The sequence below is a fragment of the Actinophytocola sp. genome, assembly GCF_036002505.1.
Taxonomy (GTDB): Bacteria; Actinomycetota; Actinomycetes; order Mycobacteriales; family Pseudonocardiaceae; genus DASYTH01.
The window spans coordinates 1-15,801 of record NZ_DASYTH010000388.1 but is presented as its reverse complement, the minus strand read 5'-3'; the positions used below and the strand labels follow the sequence as shown (position 1 = coordinate 15,801).

Below are 15,801 nucleotides of genomic sequence, written 5' to 3'. Positions count from 1 at the left end.
CCGCCCGTCAACGTGCCGGACCACCCCGGCGACCCGTGCGCACTGCCCGAAAACAAGCTCGACTAGCGCGCCGCGGAATAGCGGCTGAGGAACAGCGCTTCGGTCAGCGCCATGGCGGCGATCTCGTTGGGGGCCACGCTCTCGTTGGGAGCGTGGATCGCCGCCAGCGGCTCCTCGACGCCCATCAGGATGATCTCGGCCGCCGGGTAGGCGGCGGCGAGCACGTTGCAGAGGGGGATCGACCCGCCCTGGCCGAGCGTGGTTCTCGGGGTGCCGTAGGCCTCCAGCATCGCGGCGGCGATGGTCTGGTGCGCCGGACCTCCGGTCTCGGCCCGGAAGGGCGCGCCGGTGGCCTCGACCTGCAGGGAAACCCTGACGCCCCAGGGGGCGGCCGCGTGCAGGTGGTCGGCGAGGGCGCTGTGGGCATGGGCCGGGGAGACCCCCGGCGGGATGCGGAGGTTCAGCCGCGCGGACGCGGTGGGCGTGATGGCGGCCGCCGAGCCGAGCACCGGCGGGCAGTCGATGCCGAGGACGGTGAGCGCCGGCCGGGCCCAGAGCATGTCGGAGACGTTTCCGTCGCCGAGCATGCCGACGCCGTCGAGGATGCCGGCGTCACCACGGAACTGCTGGCGTGGATACGGCTCGCCGGGCCAGGTCTGGCCCCCGTACAGGCCGCTCACCGTGGTGTTGCCGTGCAGGTCGCGCAGCGTCGCCAGCATCGCGATGAGCGCGGCGAGGGCGTCCGGTGCCGCGCCGCCGAACATTCCGGAGTGGAGCTCGGCGGCGAGCGCCTCGACCCGCACCACGACGTTGACCATGCCGCGCAGGCTGATCGTGACCGCGGGCCGGCCGACGGCGGCGTTTCCGGTGTCACAGACCAGGATCGCGTCGGCGCGGAGCAGGTCGGCGTGGCGCGGCACGAAATCCTCGAGGCCGCCGGTGCCCTGCTCCTCGGACCCCTCGACGACCAGCTTGAGGTTGACCGGGATGTCCGGGCCGAGGGCACGCAGCGCGGTCAGGTGCATGAGGATGTTCCCCTTGCAGTCGGCACTTCCGCGGCCGTGCCACCGACCGTCCACTTCGGTCAGCCGGAACGGCGGCGTGCGCCAGGCGGCTTCGTCACCCGGAGGCTGCACGTCGTAGTGGGCGTACAGCAGAACGGTGGGGGCGTGCGGGTACGCGGACTCCCGTGACCCGATCACCGCCTGGCTGCCGTCCGCCATCTTCTCCAGGCGTGCGTCGTAGAAGCCGACCTCGGCGAACCTGTCCCGCACCCAGTTCGCGGCGCGTTCGCATTCCTCGGCGGGGAACTGGCGCGGGTCGGCGACCGACCGGAAGGCGACGAGGTCGGCCAGCTCGGCCTGGGTGCGCGGCATCTCGCCGGCAATGCGTGCTCGCAGGTCCATCGGCTCATCCACTGGTGTAGAGGCTGTCAATGAATTGCTGGAAGTCGGGCAGCTTGTCCGGGCAGTAGATTCCGATCACCAGCGCCTCGCCCCGGACCACCCGGCTCGCCGTGATCACCGGTCGGGTTCCCGGTCCGCCGGCGCCGTTGCTCAGCTGGGCCTGCAGCGCGGCCTTGCTCAGCGCCCCGGTCGGGTCCGCGCAGACGGCCCCGCCGTCGTCGCCGAGCCGGCGGACGATCTCGTCGCGGTCCGGGACCTGCGCGCCGGCCAGCCGCAGCGCCGCGCTGAGCTGGTCGGCCTTCGCTCCCGCCGCCTCGGTCGATTTCCCGGAGTGCCAGGCGAACAGCCCGATGATCATCAGGGCCAGCGCGACGGCGGCGACGGCGCCGTAGATGATGGCCCGTTCGCGCCGGGTCGAGGTGTCGATCATGACGGCGCCACCGCCTGCCGCCAGGAGGGCTTGCGAAACCGGTAGAACAGGAACGGCACGAGCAGCCCCAGGCCGAGGGCGCCGCCGGCGACGATCAGGAAGTACAGCCCGGCGTTGCCCGGACCGAACTGCGACGGCGGGACGAACCCGACCAGCAGCGCCGCGAGGGACGCGGCGAAGCCAACGCCGCACAGCCCGACGAGCATCGGTGCCCGGTAGCCCCGGGGATGGTCGGGAGCGTTGCGGCGCAACCGGACCGCGGCCACGAACAGCAGCAGGTACATGATCAGGTAGACCTGGGTGGTGATCACCGAGAAGATCCAGTAGGTGCTCGACACGTCCGGGATGAACGCGTAGAGCAGCGCGATCCCCGTGGTGACCAGCCCCTGGGCGACCAGGATGTTCTGCTGCACGCCCTGCTTGTTGAGGCGTTGCAGGAACGGGGGAAGGTAGCCCTCCTGCCGGGAGATGAGCAGCAGACCCTTGGACGGGCCGGCGAGCCAGGTCAGCATGCCGCCGAGGGAGGCGGTCACCAGCATGATCCCGATGACCGGGGTCAGCAGCTGCCATCCGAACTGGGCGAACACGGCGTCGAAGGCCTGCATCACGCCGGCGGTGAGGGACAGCTGCTCGGCCGGCACCACCCAGCTGATCGCCAGCGCGGGCAGGATGAAGATCACCAGGACCAGCCCCATGGCGAGGAACATCGCCCGGGGGAACTCCTTGCCCGGCTTGCGCAGGAACGAGACGTGCACCGCGTTCATCTCCATCCCGGAGTAGGAAAGGAAGTTGTTGACGATCAGCACGAGGCTGGCCAGGCCGGCCCACGCCGGGAGCAGATGGTCGGCGGTCATCGGCGCGGCCGAGGGGTTGCCCTGGCCGAGGAACACCAGGCCGAGCAGGACCAGCAGCGCACCCGGGACCAGCGTCCCGACGATCAGCCCGCCGCTGGCGAGGCCGGCGACGCCCTTGGTGCCGCGGGCGGAGATCCAGACCCCGGACCAGTAGGCGATCACGATCACCGCGGCGGTCCACACGCCGTTGCTGGCCAGGTCCGGATTGAACACGTAGGCGAGCGTGCTCGCCACGTACCCGAGCAGGCTCGGGTAGTAGAAGATGGTCATCGCGAACTGGCACCACACGGCCAGAAAGCCCGCGGGTTTCGAGATTCCCTGCGCGACCCAGTTGTAGACCCCGCCTTCCCAACCGGACGCGAGCTCGGCGGAGACGAGCGCGGTGGGCAGCAGGAACACCAGCGCGGGGACCAGATAGAGGAACACGCAGGCCAGGCCGTAGACCGCCATGGTCGGTGACGGCCGCAGGCTCGCCACCGAGCTGGTGGTCATCAAGGCCAACGCCACCCAGGAGATCCAGGCCGCGGCGGGGGCGCGGGTCCGCGCCGCCGCCTGCTCGCCGGACCGGTCGAGAGGAATATCCGCGGTACTCAAGGCAAACGCCCCCAACATGTCGTCGTCATGGCTGATGAGCTTGGGATAGGGGCCGGCTCGGCACCACATCCATGACGGATGAGATCCGGGCGGCCCAAGGGCTATCGGCGCACCCGGGTCCACACCAGGTCGAGAATCGTTGCCAGCGCGAGGATTCCGAGCATCGCGATGAACGTCTCGGGTGCGGTCCGCAGGGTCTGGACCATGAAGATCAGCATGACCAGCACGGTGAGGGCGATGCCGGCGACCAGGATCGCGGTCCGGGAGCCGGTCTCGGCCCGCAGCCGGTACGCGGCGACGGCGAGCACCAGGAAGATCGACAAAGCCACCATGCTGCCCAGCGAGGCGATCGCGGTCAGGTCGACCAGGTTCGCCAGCAGCAGGATCAGCACCACCGAGATCACCATGCCACGGGTGCTGCCGACCCGGGCGTGCTGGCCGAAGACCGGCGGGAACAGGCCCGATTCGGCGAGCTTCGCGGTGGAGCCGGTGGCGGCGTAGAGGTTGGCGTTGACCGAGGCCGCCGTGGCCAGCATCGCCGCGACGGCCATCATGGCGAAACCGGCCTGACCGAGCGCCGGCTTGGCCGCGACCGCGAGCGCCGTCTCGCCGTCCTGGATGATCTGCTGCACGGTCAGAGTGCCGAACACCCCGACGGCGACCAGCACGTAGAGCGCCGTGGTGATGCCCAGCGACAGGTACATGGCCCGCGGCAGGTTCCGCTCGGGTCGCGGCAGGTCGTCGCCGGCGAAGCTGATGACCGTGAAACCCAGGTAGGCGAAGAACGTCAGCGCCACGCTGGAGAAGATGTCGGTCAGCGGTGGATAGCCCGAGGGAGCCAGCAGGTCCGGGTTGAACTGGGCGAGGGTCGCCACGATGAAGACGGCGAACACGGCGAGCAGGATGATCGCGATCCAGGTCTGCACCCGGTTGATGAGCGCGGTGCCGAGGATGTTGACCACGGCGATGGCCAGCACCACCGCGTTGGTCAGGATCCGGCCCCACCCCGCCGATCCGCCGAACAGCAGGGCGGCGCCGTACTGTCCAAAGGAGACGGACACCATCGCGGTCACGATGACGGTGGCGAAGTAGATCAGCCAGGACGTGATCGCGGTGACGTGCCCGCCGCCGTAGCCCTTGAGCAGGAACGTGACGATGCCGCCCGACGAGGGGTACCGCGCGCCCAGCTTGGCCACCGCGTACCCCTGCAGCGTGGCGACCCCGCCCGCGACGAGGAACGACAGCCACACCGCCGCGCCGGCGACCTTGCCCGCCTCGCCGAGCAGCGCGAAGATCCCGGCCCCGACCATCGAGCCGACCCCGAGGAACGCCGCCCCCAGGACGGTCATCCGGCGCGCGTCACCGTGCTGTGTCGTGCCCATGCCGTCACCTCTCGTCGGAGTTGGCATTCGGCAAGCTCCATGCCGATCACCCGACGACCCGGAGGTCACGGGCCGTGTTGTTGAGCCGTTCGCCGCCGCTCCCGGTGACCGTGACGATGTCCTCGATCCGCACCCCGAACCGGCCCGGCAGGTAGATTCCCGGCTCGATGGAGAAGCACATGCCGGCCTCGAGCGGCTGGTCCTCACCGTGGACGAGGTACGGCGGCTCGTGCGTGGTCACCCCGATCCCGTGCCCGGTGCGGTGGATGAACCGCTCGCCGTAGCCCGCGTCGGTGATGACCGCCCGGGCCACCCGGTCGATCTCCTCGCACGGGACGCCCGGCCGCACCGCCTCGAACGCGGCCTGCTGGGCGGTGCGGACGATGTCGTGCACCCGCACCAGATCGAGGCTCGGCTCCCCGACCGACACCGTGCGGGTCGTGTCCGATCCGTACCCGAACATCAGGCCGCCGAAGTCCAGCACGACCGCGTCGCCCGGCTGGATCATCCGGTAGCCCGCCTCGTGATGCGGGTCGGCCCCGTTGGGACCGGAGCCGACCACGGTGAAGTCGACCTGCTCGTGTCCGAACTCGCGTAGCAACCGCGCCAGGTCGGTGGCGATCTCGTGCTCCCGGCGACCGGCGAAGCGCCACCCGACGATCTCGTCGTAGGTCGCGTCGGCCGCCACGGCCGCGATGCTGAGCCGGTAGAGCTCGTTCGCGTCCTTGACCGCGCGCAGCATGGGCAGCCGCCGGCTCAGCGCGACGTAGCGGGTCTGCGGCATCGCGGCCTGCAGGCCGAGCAGGTGGACCGACCAGGCCGAGTCGGAGACCGCGAACTGCCCGTCCGGCTTGAGCAGCTCGCTGACCAGATGGTATGGGTCGGTGCCGTCGGCCCAGTCGACGATGCCCAGCCCGCCGCCCCCGGTGACGGCTTCGACGTCGGGCCGTTCCAGCGTCGGGACGAGCAGGGTCGGCCGCAGCCTGGGGGTGAGGATCAGCAGGGTGAGCCGCTCGGTGACCGCCGTGGGCTCGTAACCGGTCAACCACACCAGGTCCGGACCGGGTGCGACGATCATCCCGTCCAGTCCGCCGTGCAGTGCCTGCCCCAGCGCCCGGGCCATCCGGGTGGTGTAGTCGCCCGCGGTGAACGGCTTCGGCGGTGCGTGCGCGGTCATGGTTGCCTCCCAAGGGTTCACTGTGGACGGTGCGGATGCGGTGTCATCGCGCCGGGTGGGACGCCGAGATCGTCGACGGTGGCGCGGGCGGCCTGGTCGACGACGTCGGCGACCGCGCCGCGCCGGGACAGGGCGCGGCGCTGGTGGATGGCCCCGTTGCCCAGGCTGAGCACCTTGCCTGCCAGGGACGTGACTTCGTGGAGCTCACCCCGGTCCTCGAGCTCGGCGCCGATGTGGCGCAGCAGTGCGGCAAGGAGCGCGGGGAGGGTCGTGCGCCGCAGGGTGAAGGGGTCGACGGCGGTGCCGCGCAGGCCGTCGCGGGCACTTCGCCAGTACGCGGCGCGCAGCACCTCGGCGGAGACCGCCGCCGCGGTCCGGCCACTGTCCAGCGCGCGGATCGCCGTGCCGACCAGCCCGCGGACCAGGCCGGCCAGCAGAACCGTCTGGTCCACTGTGGACGGAATGTCGCTGACCCGGATCTCGATGGTGGGCATGTGCGCCGAGGGCCGGACGTCCCAGTAGACCATTCCGTGGTCGAGGGCGGCGCCGGCGTCCAGCATCATGGCCACGACGGAGTCGTAGTGGTCGGCGGAGGTGAAGTAGGGCGGCGGGCCGGAGCAGGGCCACCGGGACTGCAGGATCGATCGCCAGCTCGCGTATCCGGTGTCCCGTCCACTGTGGACCGCCGAGTTGGCGGTCAGCGCGAGCAACGTGGGCAGCCAGGGCCGCAGATGGTTGCCGACCTGGACCGCCGTCTCCCGGTCCGCCACCCCGACGTGCACATGGCAGCCGCAGATCCCGTGCTCGGCCACGAGCAGGCCGAACTCCTCGGCCATTCGCCGGTAGCGGGCCGAGTCGGCGAGCGACGTCGTGGGATCGCCGGCCACCGTGGCGCCGGCGGCGATCAGCCTGGCCCCGGCCCCGGTGGCTGCCGCGGCCGCGACCGAACGCAACTCCCGCAACTCCCGGCTCAGGTCCCGGATGTTCCAGCAGACCGGCGTGTTCGTCTCCACCTGCGCCGTGGTCAGTTCCTTGTACAGCCGCACACCCATCCGGCCGGCCGCCTCGATCACCGCCGGACCGCACGGCCGGAGGTGGGCAGCCGAGGGGTGCACGAGCATGAACTCCTCTTCCACGCCGACGGACAGGGCGGAAGCCACCACTGTGGTGGATGATCGCCGATGGTCACCCGTGCGGCTCTCGTTCCAGGTCCTCGGCGAACACCTCGCGCAGCGCCGTTTCCTGTTCCGGTGTGAGGTTGGTGAACATCAGCTCCGGCTTCTCCTGGCCGGTGAAGGCATCGCGCACCTTGTCGATCACGGCGTCGGCGCTCAGCACGAACAGGGCCGACGTGCCGGGCGTGAGCTGGGCGCGAATCCGCTTGATCAGTTCGTCGTCGATGCCCACATCGCCCAGCGTCCCGGACAGGGCGCCCCCGGCCGCGCCGATGGCCGCACCGAACAGCGGCATGAGGAAGATCAGGCCGAACAGCATGCCCCAGAACGCACCGAGAAGCGCGCCGCGGCCGGCCAGGTTGTGCAGCTGCCGCAGCTTCGGCTTCCGAGCTCCCTCGTCCCACCACACGACCGCCGCGTCGTGCACGGTGATGAGCTCGCTCTTGACCAGCGTTTCCAAGGTCTCCGCCGCCCGGCTCGCGCCGCCCGCCGAGTTGTACCGCCAGATCGTCAACGTCGCCATGGTCCCGCCTTTCGCGTTGGATTCCGTACGAATCACAAGCCCTGCCTGCTGTTCGGCACATCACCCGTTCCGGACGAACGGTTCCGGTGCCGTTCCGGGGCACGCAGCAGCGCGCTGGCCCAGCCGGCCCGGGGATCGACGTTGACGAGCACGGCCATCACCAGCAGGGTCGCCGGAATCGCCAGCAGCACGCCCAGCGGTCCGAGCACCCAGGCCCAGAACACCAGGGACACGAACGTCAGGACGGTTGACAAACCCACCGCGTCGCCGACGTAGCGGGGCTGGATCAGCGACTGCACCACGAAGTTGACGAGTACGTAGACCACGATGACGATCAGCAGGCGCCGCCATCCGCCGCTGAGCAGGCCGAGCAGCGCGGGCGGGAGCACGCCGAGGATGAACCCGATGTTCGGGATGTAGTTGGTCACGAAGGACAGCAGCCCCCACAGGATCGCCAGTGGGATACCCAGCCAGGCCAGCGCGATCGTGTCGAGCACTGCGACGATGAACCCGAAGATCGTGGTGACGACGAGGTAGCGCCGGGTTCTGCTGGCGAAGTCCGCCAGCGCCTGCCGCACCTGCGGGCGGTCGCTGGCGATCTCGGCGAGGCGGGTGTCGATGCCGCTGGTCTCCACGCTGAAGAACAGCAGCAGTGCCAGCAGGAACACCACGCTGGTGGTCACCGCGGTCACGCTGCCGAGCAGTGCGCCGAGCGAGGCCACCAGCTTGCCGAGATCCAGCGAGCGTGCCGCGTCCCGCAGTTCGCCGGGTTCGATGCCCAGCGCGCCGGCCGCGTCGGCGGCGCGTGTGGCGAGGTTCCTGGTCTGCTCCGCGTACTGCGGCAGCAGGGCGACCAGCCGCACCATCGCGGCGACCATGACCAAGATGAACGCCAGCAGCGCCCCGTAGACGACCACGATGAGGATGGACGTCGCCACCCAGGCCGGAAAACCGTGCCGCCGCAACCAGTTGTGCACCGGGCTCACGACGATCACGATGACCAGCGCCAGCAGCGTCGGCGCGACCAGCCACGCCGCCGCCTTCATCCCGGCCACCACGATGACCGCCGCGGCCGTGCCGAGGAGGATCACCAACCCGCGTGGCAGCAACGGATCGGCGCGCTCCGTCGCCGGCGCGGTGTGCTGGCTGCCCGGTTCGGGCGCCGTCACCAGTCCATGCGGCTTTCGCTTCCGTGTACCACGATGGCCCAGATGACCACGACGCAGAGGGTGACGGCGGCCAGCGACCACACCGGGTAGACGGTGACGAAGGTCAGTTGCACGATCGCGTTGAGCGCGGCGAGCACGACCGTGACCGGGCGGGCCCAGCCGGCGTCGGCGAGCAGCGCGATCCCGGTGATCGCCACCAGCACACCGATGATCAGGTGGACCCAGCCCCAGGTGGTCAGGTCGAACACCAGAACGTTGTCCGGGCCGGCGATGTAGACGTTCGGGTCGAACAGCGCCACCAGACCCTCGATCGCGTTGAACGAACCAATCATGAGCATTGTGATGCCGGCGAACACGATCCAGCCCGCCCACGCCGAGCTCCGGCTTCCCGCGCGGGCCGGTGCCGCTTCGACCTGCCAGTTCCCGTCGGCCGGATCCTCGACCCGGCCGGTCCGGTGGTGGGTGTACTCGCTCATCATGCCTCCCGTTCGGTTAACGGACGATCACCGCGTTCACCGTCGCACGGGCACTCGGCCGGATTCATCACCCAGCGCGGATGGAGACAGCTGCTCGGCGAAACGCCAGATTTGTCGGCGGGAAACGTCCGAATCACAGGGAGATCGCTCGTGGTGGAGTATCCGATGATCGCCGATCACGGATTGGTCGGGGACCTGCAGACGGCCGCGCTGGTGAGCGGCGACGGAACGATCGACTGGTTCTGCTGTCCACGGTTCGACTCCCCGAGCGTGTTCGCGGCCTTGTTGGACCGCCAGCGTGGCGGTCACTGCCGGGTGCGACCCGCGAACGGGTCGCACTCGGCGAGGCAGCTGTACTTTCCCGACACCGCGATCCTGATCACCCGGTTCATGGCCGGCTCCGGGACCGGTGAGGTCGTCGACTTCATGCCACCGGCGCCGATCCACGTGCCCACGGCGAACCGCCGGCTGATCAGGATGGTGCGCTGCGTGCGCGGGCGGCTCGACTTCGAGCTGGACATCGCTCCCTGCTTCGACTACGGCCGCCGGTCGCACACCACCCACCTGACCGAGCACGGCGTGGTTTTCGACGCGGGGGAGTTCGCGCTGACCGTCCATGCCGTTCGGGAACCCGGCGACGTCCGCGCCGCCGAGCTGCGGATGACCGACGGCGGCAGCGTGTCGGGCTCGCTCACCCTGGATGCCGGGCAGGTTCGCGGGTTCGTGCTCGAGTCGGGTGCCGGCCAGGCACCGCGGACCGTTCGGGTCGCCGAAGTCGAGAAGGATTTCACCGACACCGTCCGGTTCTGGCGGACCTGGCTGGGCAGGTCGACCTATCGGGGACGCTGGCGCGAGATCGTGAACCGCTCGGCGGTGACGCTCAAGCTCATGACCTACGCGCCGACCGGTGCGATCATCGCCGCCCCGACGGCGGGTCTGCCCGAGCAGGTCGGTGGGGAGCGGAACTGGGACTACCGCTACACCTGGATCCGGGACGCCTCGTTCGCGGTGTACTCCTTGCTGGGCATGGGTTTCATCGAGGAGGCCGCGGATTTCGCGCGCTGGCTGGCGGATCGCTACGAGGAAGGGGCCGGAAGCGACAGCGGCCCGCTGAAGATCATGTATCGGGTGGACGGCTCGGCGGACCTGACCGAGGAGATCCTCGAGCACTGGGAGGGCTATCGCGGCTCGAGCCCGGTGCGCATCGGCAACGGGGCGTCCGACCAGCTCCAGCTCGACATCTACGGCGAGCTCCTGGACAGCATCTACCAGGCTGACCGGCACGGGCTGCGCGTCGGCCACCGCGGCTGGCAGGCGCTGTCCGGTCTGCTCGACTGGCTGGGTGACAACTGGGATCAGCCGGAGGAGGGCATCTGGGAGACCCGCGGGGGCCGGGAGAACTTCACCTATGGCCGGTTGATGAGCTGGGTGGCGTTCGACCGGGCGGCCCGGCTGTCGGACTCGCTGAGCCGCCCCGGTTCGGTCGACCGGTGGCGGACCCACCGGGACCGGATCTACGACCAGATCTGGGCCCGGGGCTGGCATCCCGGCCGGCAGGCGTTCGTCCAGCGGTACGGCTCGCCGGTGCTCGACTCGGCGCTGCTGCGGATGGCGCAGGTCGGTTTCGTCACCCCGCGCGACCCGAGCTGGCTGGCCACCCTGGCCGCGATGGAGCGCGAGCTCGTGGCGGACAGCCTGATGTACCGGTATGACCCGGACGCGTCCCCGGACGGCCTGCTGGGTTCCGAGGGCACGTTCTCGCTGTGCACCTTCAACTACGTCAACGCGCTGGCCGGCGCCGGCTATCTCGAGAAGGCTCGGCTGGTCTTCGAGAAGATGCTGACCTACGCCAACCATCTCGGCCTGTTCGCCGAGGAGATCGGCCCCACCGGTGAGCAACTCGGCAATTTCCCCCAGGCATTCACCCATCTCGCGCTCATCGACGCCGCGCTGACCCTCGACCAGGCCCTGGATCTGGGCATCGCGATCACGTCACCGGCCACCCCGCGGCCGTGATGCGCGGCATTTTCAGCCGGCCGGAATGTGCTTGGGCGGCCAGGGCGACGCGGAAACCGTCCACATACTGCGGATCCGCGCAACCGTCAAGCCGTCCACTGCCTGGCCCGTACGAAATTCTCATCCGAAACGGAGGAGGCGCCGCGCCCGCCCCGTCCCCCAACATGGGTGCGCTCTGATCGGTACCTGCCCGCCAGCACGGGACGAGGGGTTCGGAACAGCCTAACAGTGGGGTTGAAATTCAGTCCACAGGTGGTTCAAAAAGGGGATAAAAATGCGTCTCATTGAGCCGAGAAGACCTTCGGAATCCGAGCGGACGACGGGCGGTGAGGTGGCGGGCGCGAAAATGGAGACGCCGGTGGCCGCGGCCAAGGTGCGAATTCCACCGAATGCGTCCGCCGTGCTCATCCGGAATTGGCTGCACGACGTGCTGGACGCCGCCGTGGCGACCGGCGACGTCGGCCCGCCGGTGACGGTCGTGCGCGCGCCGGCCGGCGCCGGGAAGACGACCTTGCTCGCCACCTGGGCGCGGGCTCGGGCTGAGCGCGGTGACGCCTGGGTGGCCTGGGTGTCGCTGGACAGCGAGGACAACGATCCCGCCGTGCTGTGGCCGGCGATCCTGCGTGCGCTCCGGGACGCCGGCGCCCGTGCCCCGGGTGATCAGTTCGACCAGGCCGTGCCCATCCCGGGCGAGCCGTACGCCGTCTTCCTCGCCGCGGTCATCGCCATGCTCGAGCGGCTGGCCAAGCCGGTCCTCCTCGTTCTCGACGGAGTCGACGACGTGCGGTCGGCCGGCTCCGTCCACACGCTGAACATGCTGCTCCGTCATTCGCCGGCAACGCTCCGTATAGTGCTGGCGACGAGATCCTCACCGCCCCTGATTCTTCCCCGGCTCAAACTGGAAGGCCGACTCAGGGAAATTGGTCCGGACGAACTGACTTTCACCACGGACGAGGCTCGCCGCCTGTATGTGAACGAGGGCATTCAGCTGGCCGATTCGGAGCTCGACCTGCTGATGGAACGCACCGAGGGCTGGGCGGCGGCGCTGCGCCTGGCCGCCCTCACCCTCGCCGACTCGACCCAGCCGGCCGACCGGTTCACCAGCTTCACCGGGGACGACCCGATGGTCGCCGACTACCTGACGGGTGAGGTGTTCGCCCGCCAGCCGAACGACGTCCAGCAGTTCATGCTCGCCACCTGCGTCTGCTGCGCCTTCACCGCCGACCTGGCGGTGGCGCTGTCCCGGCGGGACAACGCCGGGCAGATTCTCGACCGGTTGGCACGCACCGGCATCGTGACCGGCGACGACGATTCCTACCGGTACCACCCGCTGCTCCGCAGCTACCTGCGGGCCGAACTGGGTCGGCGGCGGTTGTCCGCCCAGCAGCGGCTGCACCGCATCGCCGCGGACTGGTTTCTCGACTCCGGTGACGCGCTGCGGGCCATGGAACACGGCGTCGCGTCCGGAGACGACGGCCTCGTCACCCGCCTGATCGCGAAGCACGGCCTCGAGCAGATCCTCAAGGGAGAGACCGTCCGACTGCGCCGCGTCCTGGACAGCGTGCCGGCCCATGTGCTGACCCGCCCGTCGGTCGCCCTGATCGCCGCCCTGACCGCCCTCGACCTGGGCGACATGCTGGTCGCCGACCGCTGGCTGCGGGCCGTCGACAACGCTGCCCACCCGCTGCGCACCCAGCGGCTCCGCGCCCTGCGTGCCACCGTGCAACTGCACCGGTCCCGGTTGGACGGGGACGTCGGCGCGGCGCTGGCGGCGATGCGGTCCACCCGGGCCGGGAGCACCGGCGAATTCGACCTCGACCTGCTCGCGATGGTCAACCGGGGGGTCGTGGCGGCGTGGACCGGCCACCACCACCGGGCCAAGTCCGATCTGCACCGTGCTTTGAGACTCGCCGCCGTGGAAGACCGGGACGCGGTGCGGCTGCAGTGCGAGACACACCTGGCCGCGGCCGCCGCGGTGGACGGCGACCTCACGCAGATGGGCATGCGGGCACGAGAAGCGCTCGCCATCGCCAAGTCCCGGGGCTGGGACGGCACATCCCGGTGTACCTACGCCTACGCGCTGCTCGGCGTCGAGGCCTACCAGCGGCTCGAGGACGAGCGGGCCGGACGGCTCGCCACGCGCGCCGCGGCCCTGGTGGGTGAGTCGACCGACCCGACGATCGAACTGCTCGCGCTCACCCTGCACGCGATGACCACCTTCGACACCGCCAAGGATCCGCACCAGGTCGTGGCCACTCTGCGGGGGCACTGGCAACGCCTCAGCGGCAAAGTCATCTCTCCGGCTCTGATCGCCTACACCGCGCCGACCCGGCAGCGCATGGCACTGCGGGTCGGCGAGATCTCCTGGGCCGGCGAGGTGCTCGAACATGCCGAGAAGAGCCTCGTCCCATGCGGCGAACAGGTTCTGGCCCGCGCCATCATGCACGCCCACCAGGGCCGGGTCGCGTCGACCAGGCGGCTGATAGCTCCCATTCTCGACGGCCGCAGCCGCACCATCGTCGCGGCCACGCTCGTCGATGTCTGGTTGCTGGAGGCGCACCTCGCCGACCGTATCGACGACGCCAGCCGTGCCCACGAGGCACTCACCCGGGCACTGACGCTGGCCGCGCCGCACGACATCGCGCGGCCGTTCCGCGACGCCGGCCAGTTCCTCCGCACCGTGCTGGCCCGCGGTGCCGGCCGGTTCGGCCGCCACGAGGACTTCGCCAGCAAGGTCCTCGCCTCCCTGCCCGCATCGGTCCCCGACCCCACCGACCGCCTCACCGCGCGGGAACAGGCGCTGCTGGTTGAACTGCCGTCGATGCGCACGGCCGAGGAGATCGCCCACACCATGTTCGTCTCGGTCAACACCGTCAAGACCCACCTGCGCGGCATCTACCGCAAGCTCGGCGTCAGCCACCGTCGCGACGCCATCACCGTCGCCCGCCAGCGCGGACTCCTGTGAGGACACGCACCCCGCCGAGAAGAAAGGTCCATCCATGTTCACGTTGGTGTTCGTGCTGACCGTGGTCATGATCGGTCCGCTGCTCATGGAACGGTTGGAGCGCTGGATTTCCGCACCATCGCGCACCAAGACCGACCCGGCCCCGGTGACGTCCGAAGTGGACGGTAGTGGTCGGTGACGGCCGAGCCTCCGGCCCGCCGGCTGGACGCCGGCCGGCTCTGGGCCGGCGGCCTGGCGACCGCCGTCGTCGCCGCCCTCGTCGCCGTGGCCGGCATCCTGCTCGCCCGGGGCGTCCTGGAAATCCCGGTCCTCGCGCCCCAGGGCGACGGCCTCTGGGGCAACGCCAATACGGCGACCTACGCGCTGGTTGCCGGCGGTGCCGCCCTGGCCGCCACCGCCCTGCTGCACCTGCTGGTGCTGACCACCCCGCGGTTTCCCCGTTTCTTCGCCTGGATCACGGGCCTGCTCACCATGATCGCGGCCGTGCTGCCGCTCACGCTCGACGCCTCCGCCCCGAGCCGAATCGCCACCGCCACCATCAACCTGGTGCTGGGCCTGGCCATCATCTCGATCCTCAACGGCGTCGTCCGCACCGCATACCGCGCGACACCGAACCGGTGAGGGAGAGAGATCAGGCCGCAATAGGCTCGATCGCCGCGAGCCCCGCCGGCGTGGCCGCGGCCGGTACCCGCTGACCCAGGGTGCCGGTGTAGGCATGTTCGATCAGGCCGTCGTGGGCGAGACCGTGCGCAGTGAACTGGTCGCAGCAGGGCACGCCGTCGATGAACAGGTCCGGCTCCCGGCTGCAGCTGAGCTCGGCACGTCCGTCGGCGACGGCGCGGAGCATCGCGAGCGCTCGGTGGTTCAGACCAGTTAGCGGGCGGCCGGACATCGGGGATACTTCCTTGCTCGTTGGCTCTTTTCGCACCGAGTTGTACCACCCGGCACCGACACTTTGATGGACCGTGGTCCTGTCCGGTTTCATCGGAGCAGGCACCGGTGTGTTACCAACCCGCGTGCTCTGAGCCATGGCGGTGCCTCCTTAACACTTACCAACAAGAGGCGCCAACCATCTCCCTGGATACCTTCGGGACAGGCTCGGGTCCCGGCTTGCCCGTGCCGGGACCCGAGCGTCACCTCCCAGTTACGCCGGCAGATACGCGTGAGCGACCGGCTGGTCACCCGCGGTGCCGAAGAACGCCCGGACGCCCTGGTCGACGACCCACCAGCTGCCGTCAGCTTCCCGCCACACCGCGACATCGGTCTTGCCGTCGCCCGTGTGGTCCGCGGCCACCGGTTCGTCGGTGGACAGACCGAACGGCAGTGTCGACACGGCACCGTCGCTGCTCCGCAGAATCCACCCCACCCCGGTGCCCGGCCGGAAGACGGCGCGGTCGGTGATCCGGTCGCCGTCGTAGTCGCCCGGCGTGATCCTGTCGCCGGAGAGTCCGAACGGGACCGCCACGAAGCCACCGGAGCCGCTCGGAATCGAATGGGTGTGGCTCCGCTGGAGGGAGTTGCTCGTCGTTGCCCCTCGTGTCGTCGGGCGTCGTTGCCAGCGATGTGAGGACCGGGTGAGTTCGGCCGGTGCCGTGCTGGTGAGGCAGGGGGGACAGGGGGGACCGGTGTGACCA

General features: G+C 70.0%; 15 protein-coding genes. 4 read left to right on the top strand and 11 right to left on the bottom strand.

Translation table 11 applies throughout. The features are described 5' to 3' along the window. Nucleotides 1-62: 62 nt before the first annotated feature. From VGR06_RS34020 to VGR06_RS33980, 9 genes are all read right to left on the bottom strand, one after another. A complete protein-coding gene (locus tag VGR06_RS34020; RefSeq protein WP_327563296.1) occupies nucleotides 63-1,406 on the bottom strand; it encodes a dipeptidase in 1,344 nt (447 codons plus the stop codon). A 4-nt stretch (nucleotides 1,407-1,410) separates the two neighbouring features. Continuing rightward, nucleotides 1,411-1,836, bottom strand: coding sequence for a hypothetical protein (locus VGR06_RS34015; RefSeq protein ID WP_327563295.1), 426 nt, complete (start codon nucleotides 1,834-1,836; stop codon nucleotides 1,411-1,413). After that, nucleotides 1,833-3,284: an APC family permease gene (locus tag VGR06_RS34010; RefSeq protein ID WP_327563294.1), complete on the bottom strand. Its 1,452-nt coding sequence runs from the start codon at nucleotides 3,282-3,284 to the stop codon at nucleotides 1,833-1,835. Before VGR06_RS34010 ends, VGR06_RS34015 begins: the two co-directional genes overlap by 4 nt. A gap of 101 nt (nucleotides 3,285-3,385) precedes the next feature. Then, nucleotides 3,386-4,666, bottom strand: a complete 1,281-nt coding sequence (locus VGR06_RS34005; protein WP_327563293.1) for an APC family permease — start codon at nucleotides 4,664-4,666, stop codon at nucleotides 3,386-3,388. A gap of 46 nt (nucleotides 4,667-4,712) precedes the next feature. Continuing rightward, nucleotides 4,713-5,843: an aminopeptidase P family protein gene (locus tag VGR06_RS34000; RefSeq protein ID WP_327563292.1), complete on the bottom strand. Its 1,131-nt coding sequence runs from the start codon at nucleotides 5,841-5,843 to the stop codon at nucleotides 4,713-4,715. A 17-nt stretch (nucleotides 5,844-5,860) separates the two neighbouring features. Then, complete coding sequence (locus VGR06_RS33995) at nucleotides 5,861-7,006, bottom strand: glutamate--cysteine ligase (RefSeq protein ID WP_327563291.1); 1,146 nt, start codon at nucleotides 7,004-7,006, stop codon at nucleotides 5,861-5,863. 22 nt (nucleotides 7,007-7,028) lie between these two features. Beyond that, nucleotides 7,029-7,541, bottom strand: a complete 513-nt coding sequence (locus VGR06_RS33990) for a DUF1269 domain-containing protein (protein ID WP_327563290.1) — start codon at nucleotides 7,539-7,541, stop codon at nucleotides 7,029-7,031. 32 nt (nucleotides 7,542-7,573) lie between these two features. Next, nucleotides 7,574-8,710, bottom strand: a complete 1,137-nt coding sequence (locus VGR06_RS33985) for an AI-2E family transporter (RefSeq protein WP_327563289.1) — start codon at nucleotides 8,708-8,710, stop codon at nucleotides 7,574-7,576. Further along, nucleotides 8,707-9,186, bottom strand: coding sequence for a DUF7144 family membrane protein (locus VGR06_RS33980; protein WP_327563288.1), 480 nt, complete (start codon nucleotides 9,184-9,186; stop codon nucleotides 8,707-8,709). The genes VGR06_RS33985 and VGR06_RS33980 overlap by 4 nt, the downstream gene beginning before the upstream one ends. Before the next feature lie 165 nt (nucleotides 9,187-9,351). On the opposite strand from VGR06_RS33980, the gene VGR06_RS33975 reads away from it, so the two are divergent. The 4 genes from VGR06_RS33975 to VGR06_RS33960 all read left to right on the top strand — a co-directional run bounded on the left by VGR06_RS33975 (nucleotide 9,352) and on the right by VGR06_RS33960 (nucleotide 14,788). Further along, nucleotides 9,352-11,202, top strand: coding sequence for a glycoside hydrolase family 15 protein (locus tag VGR06_RS33975; RefSeq protein ID WP_327563287.1), 1,851 nt, complete (start codon nucleotides 9,352-9,354; stop codon nucleotides 11,200-11,202). Nucleotides 11,203-11,548: 346 nt separating this feature from the next. Then, the gene (locus VGR06_RS33970) at nucleotides 11,549-14,167 is read left to right on the top strand and encodes a LuxR C-terminal-related transcriptional regulator (protein ID WP_327563286.1); all 2,619 of its coding nucleotides are present in this window, start codon (nucleotides 11,549-11,551) and stop codon (nucleotides 14,165-14,167) included. A 34-nt stretch (nucleotides 14,168-14,201) separates the two neighbouring features. Beyond that, entirely contained in the window at nucleotides 14,202-14,345 is a 144-nt protein-coding gene (locus VGR06_RS33965) for a hypothetical protein (RefSeq protein ID WP_327563285.1), read from the top strand. Beyond that, a complete protein-coding gene (locus VGR06_RS33960; RefSeq protein WP_327563284.1) occupies nucleotides 14,342-14,788 on the top strand; it encodes a DUF6069 family protein in 447 nt (148 codons plus the stop codon). The genes VGR06_RS33965 and VGR06_RS33960 overlap by 4 nt, the downstream gene beginning before the upstream one ends. A gap of 10 nt (nucleotides 14,789-14,798) precedes the next feature. Here VGR06_RS33960 and VGR06_RS33955 read toward each other — a convergent pair whose 3' ends face one another. Beyond that, nucleotides 14,799-15,059 (bottom strand): hypothetical protein, encoded by a 261-nt coding sequence (locus VGR06_RS33955; protein ID WP_327563283.1) that lies wholly within the window; start codon nucleotides 15,057-15,059, stop codon nucleotides 14,799-14,801. A gap of 252 nt (nucleotides 15,060-15,311) precedes the next feature. Further along, a complete protein-coding gene (locus tag VGR06_RS33950) occupies nucleotides 15,312-15,632 on the bottom strand; it encodes a hypothetical protein (protein WP_327563282.1) in 321 nt (106 codons plus the stop codon). Nucleotides 15,633-15,801: the final 169 nt, after the last annotated feature.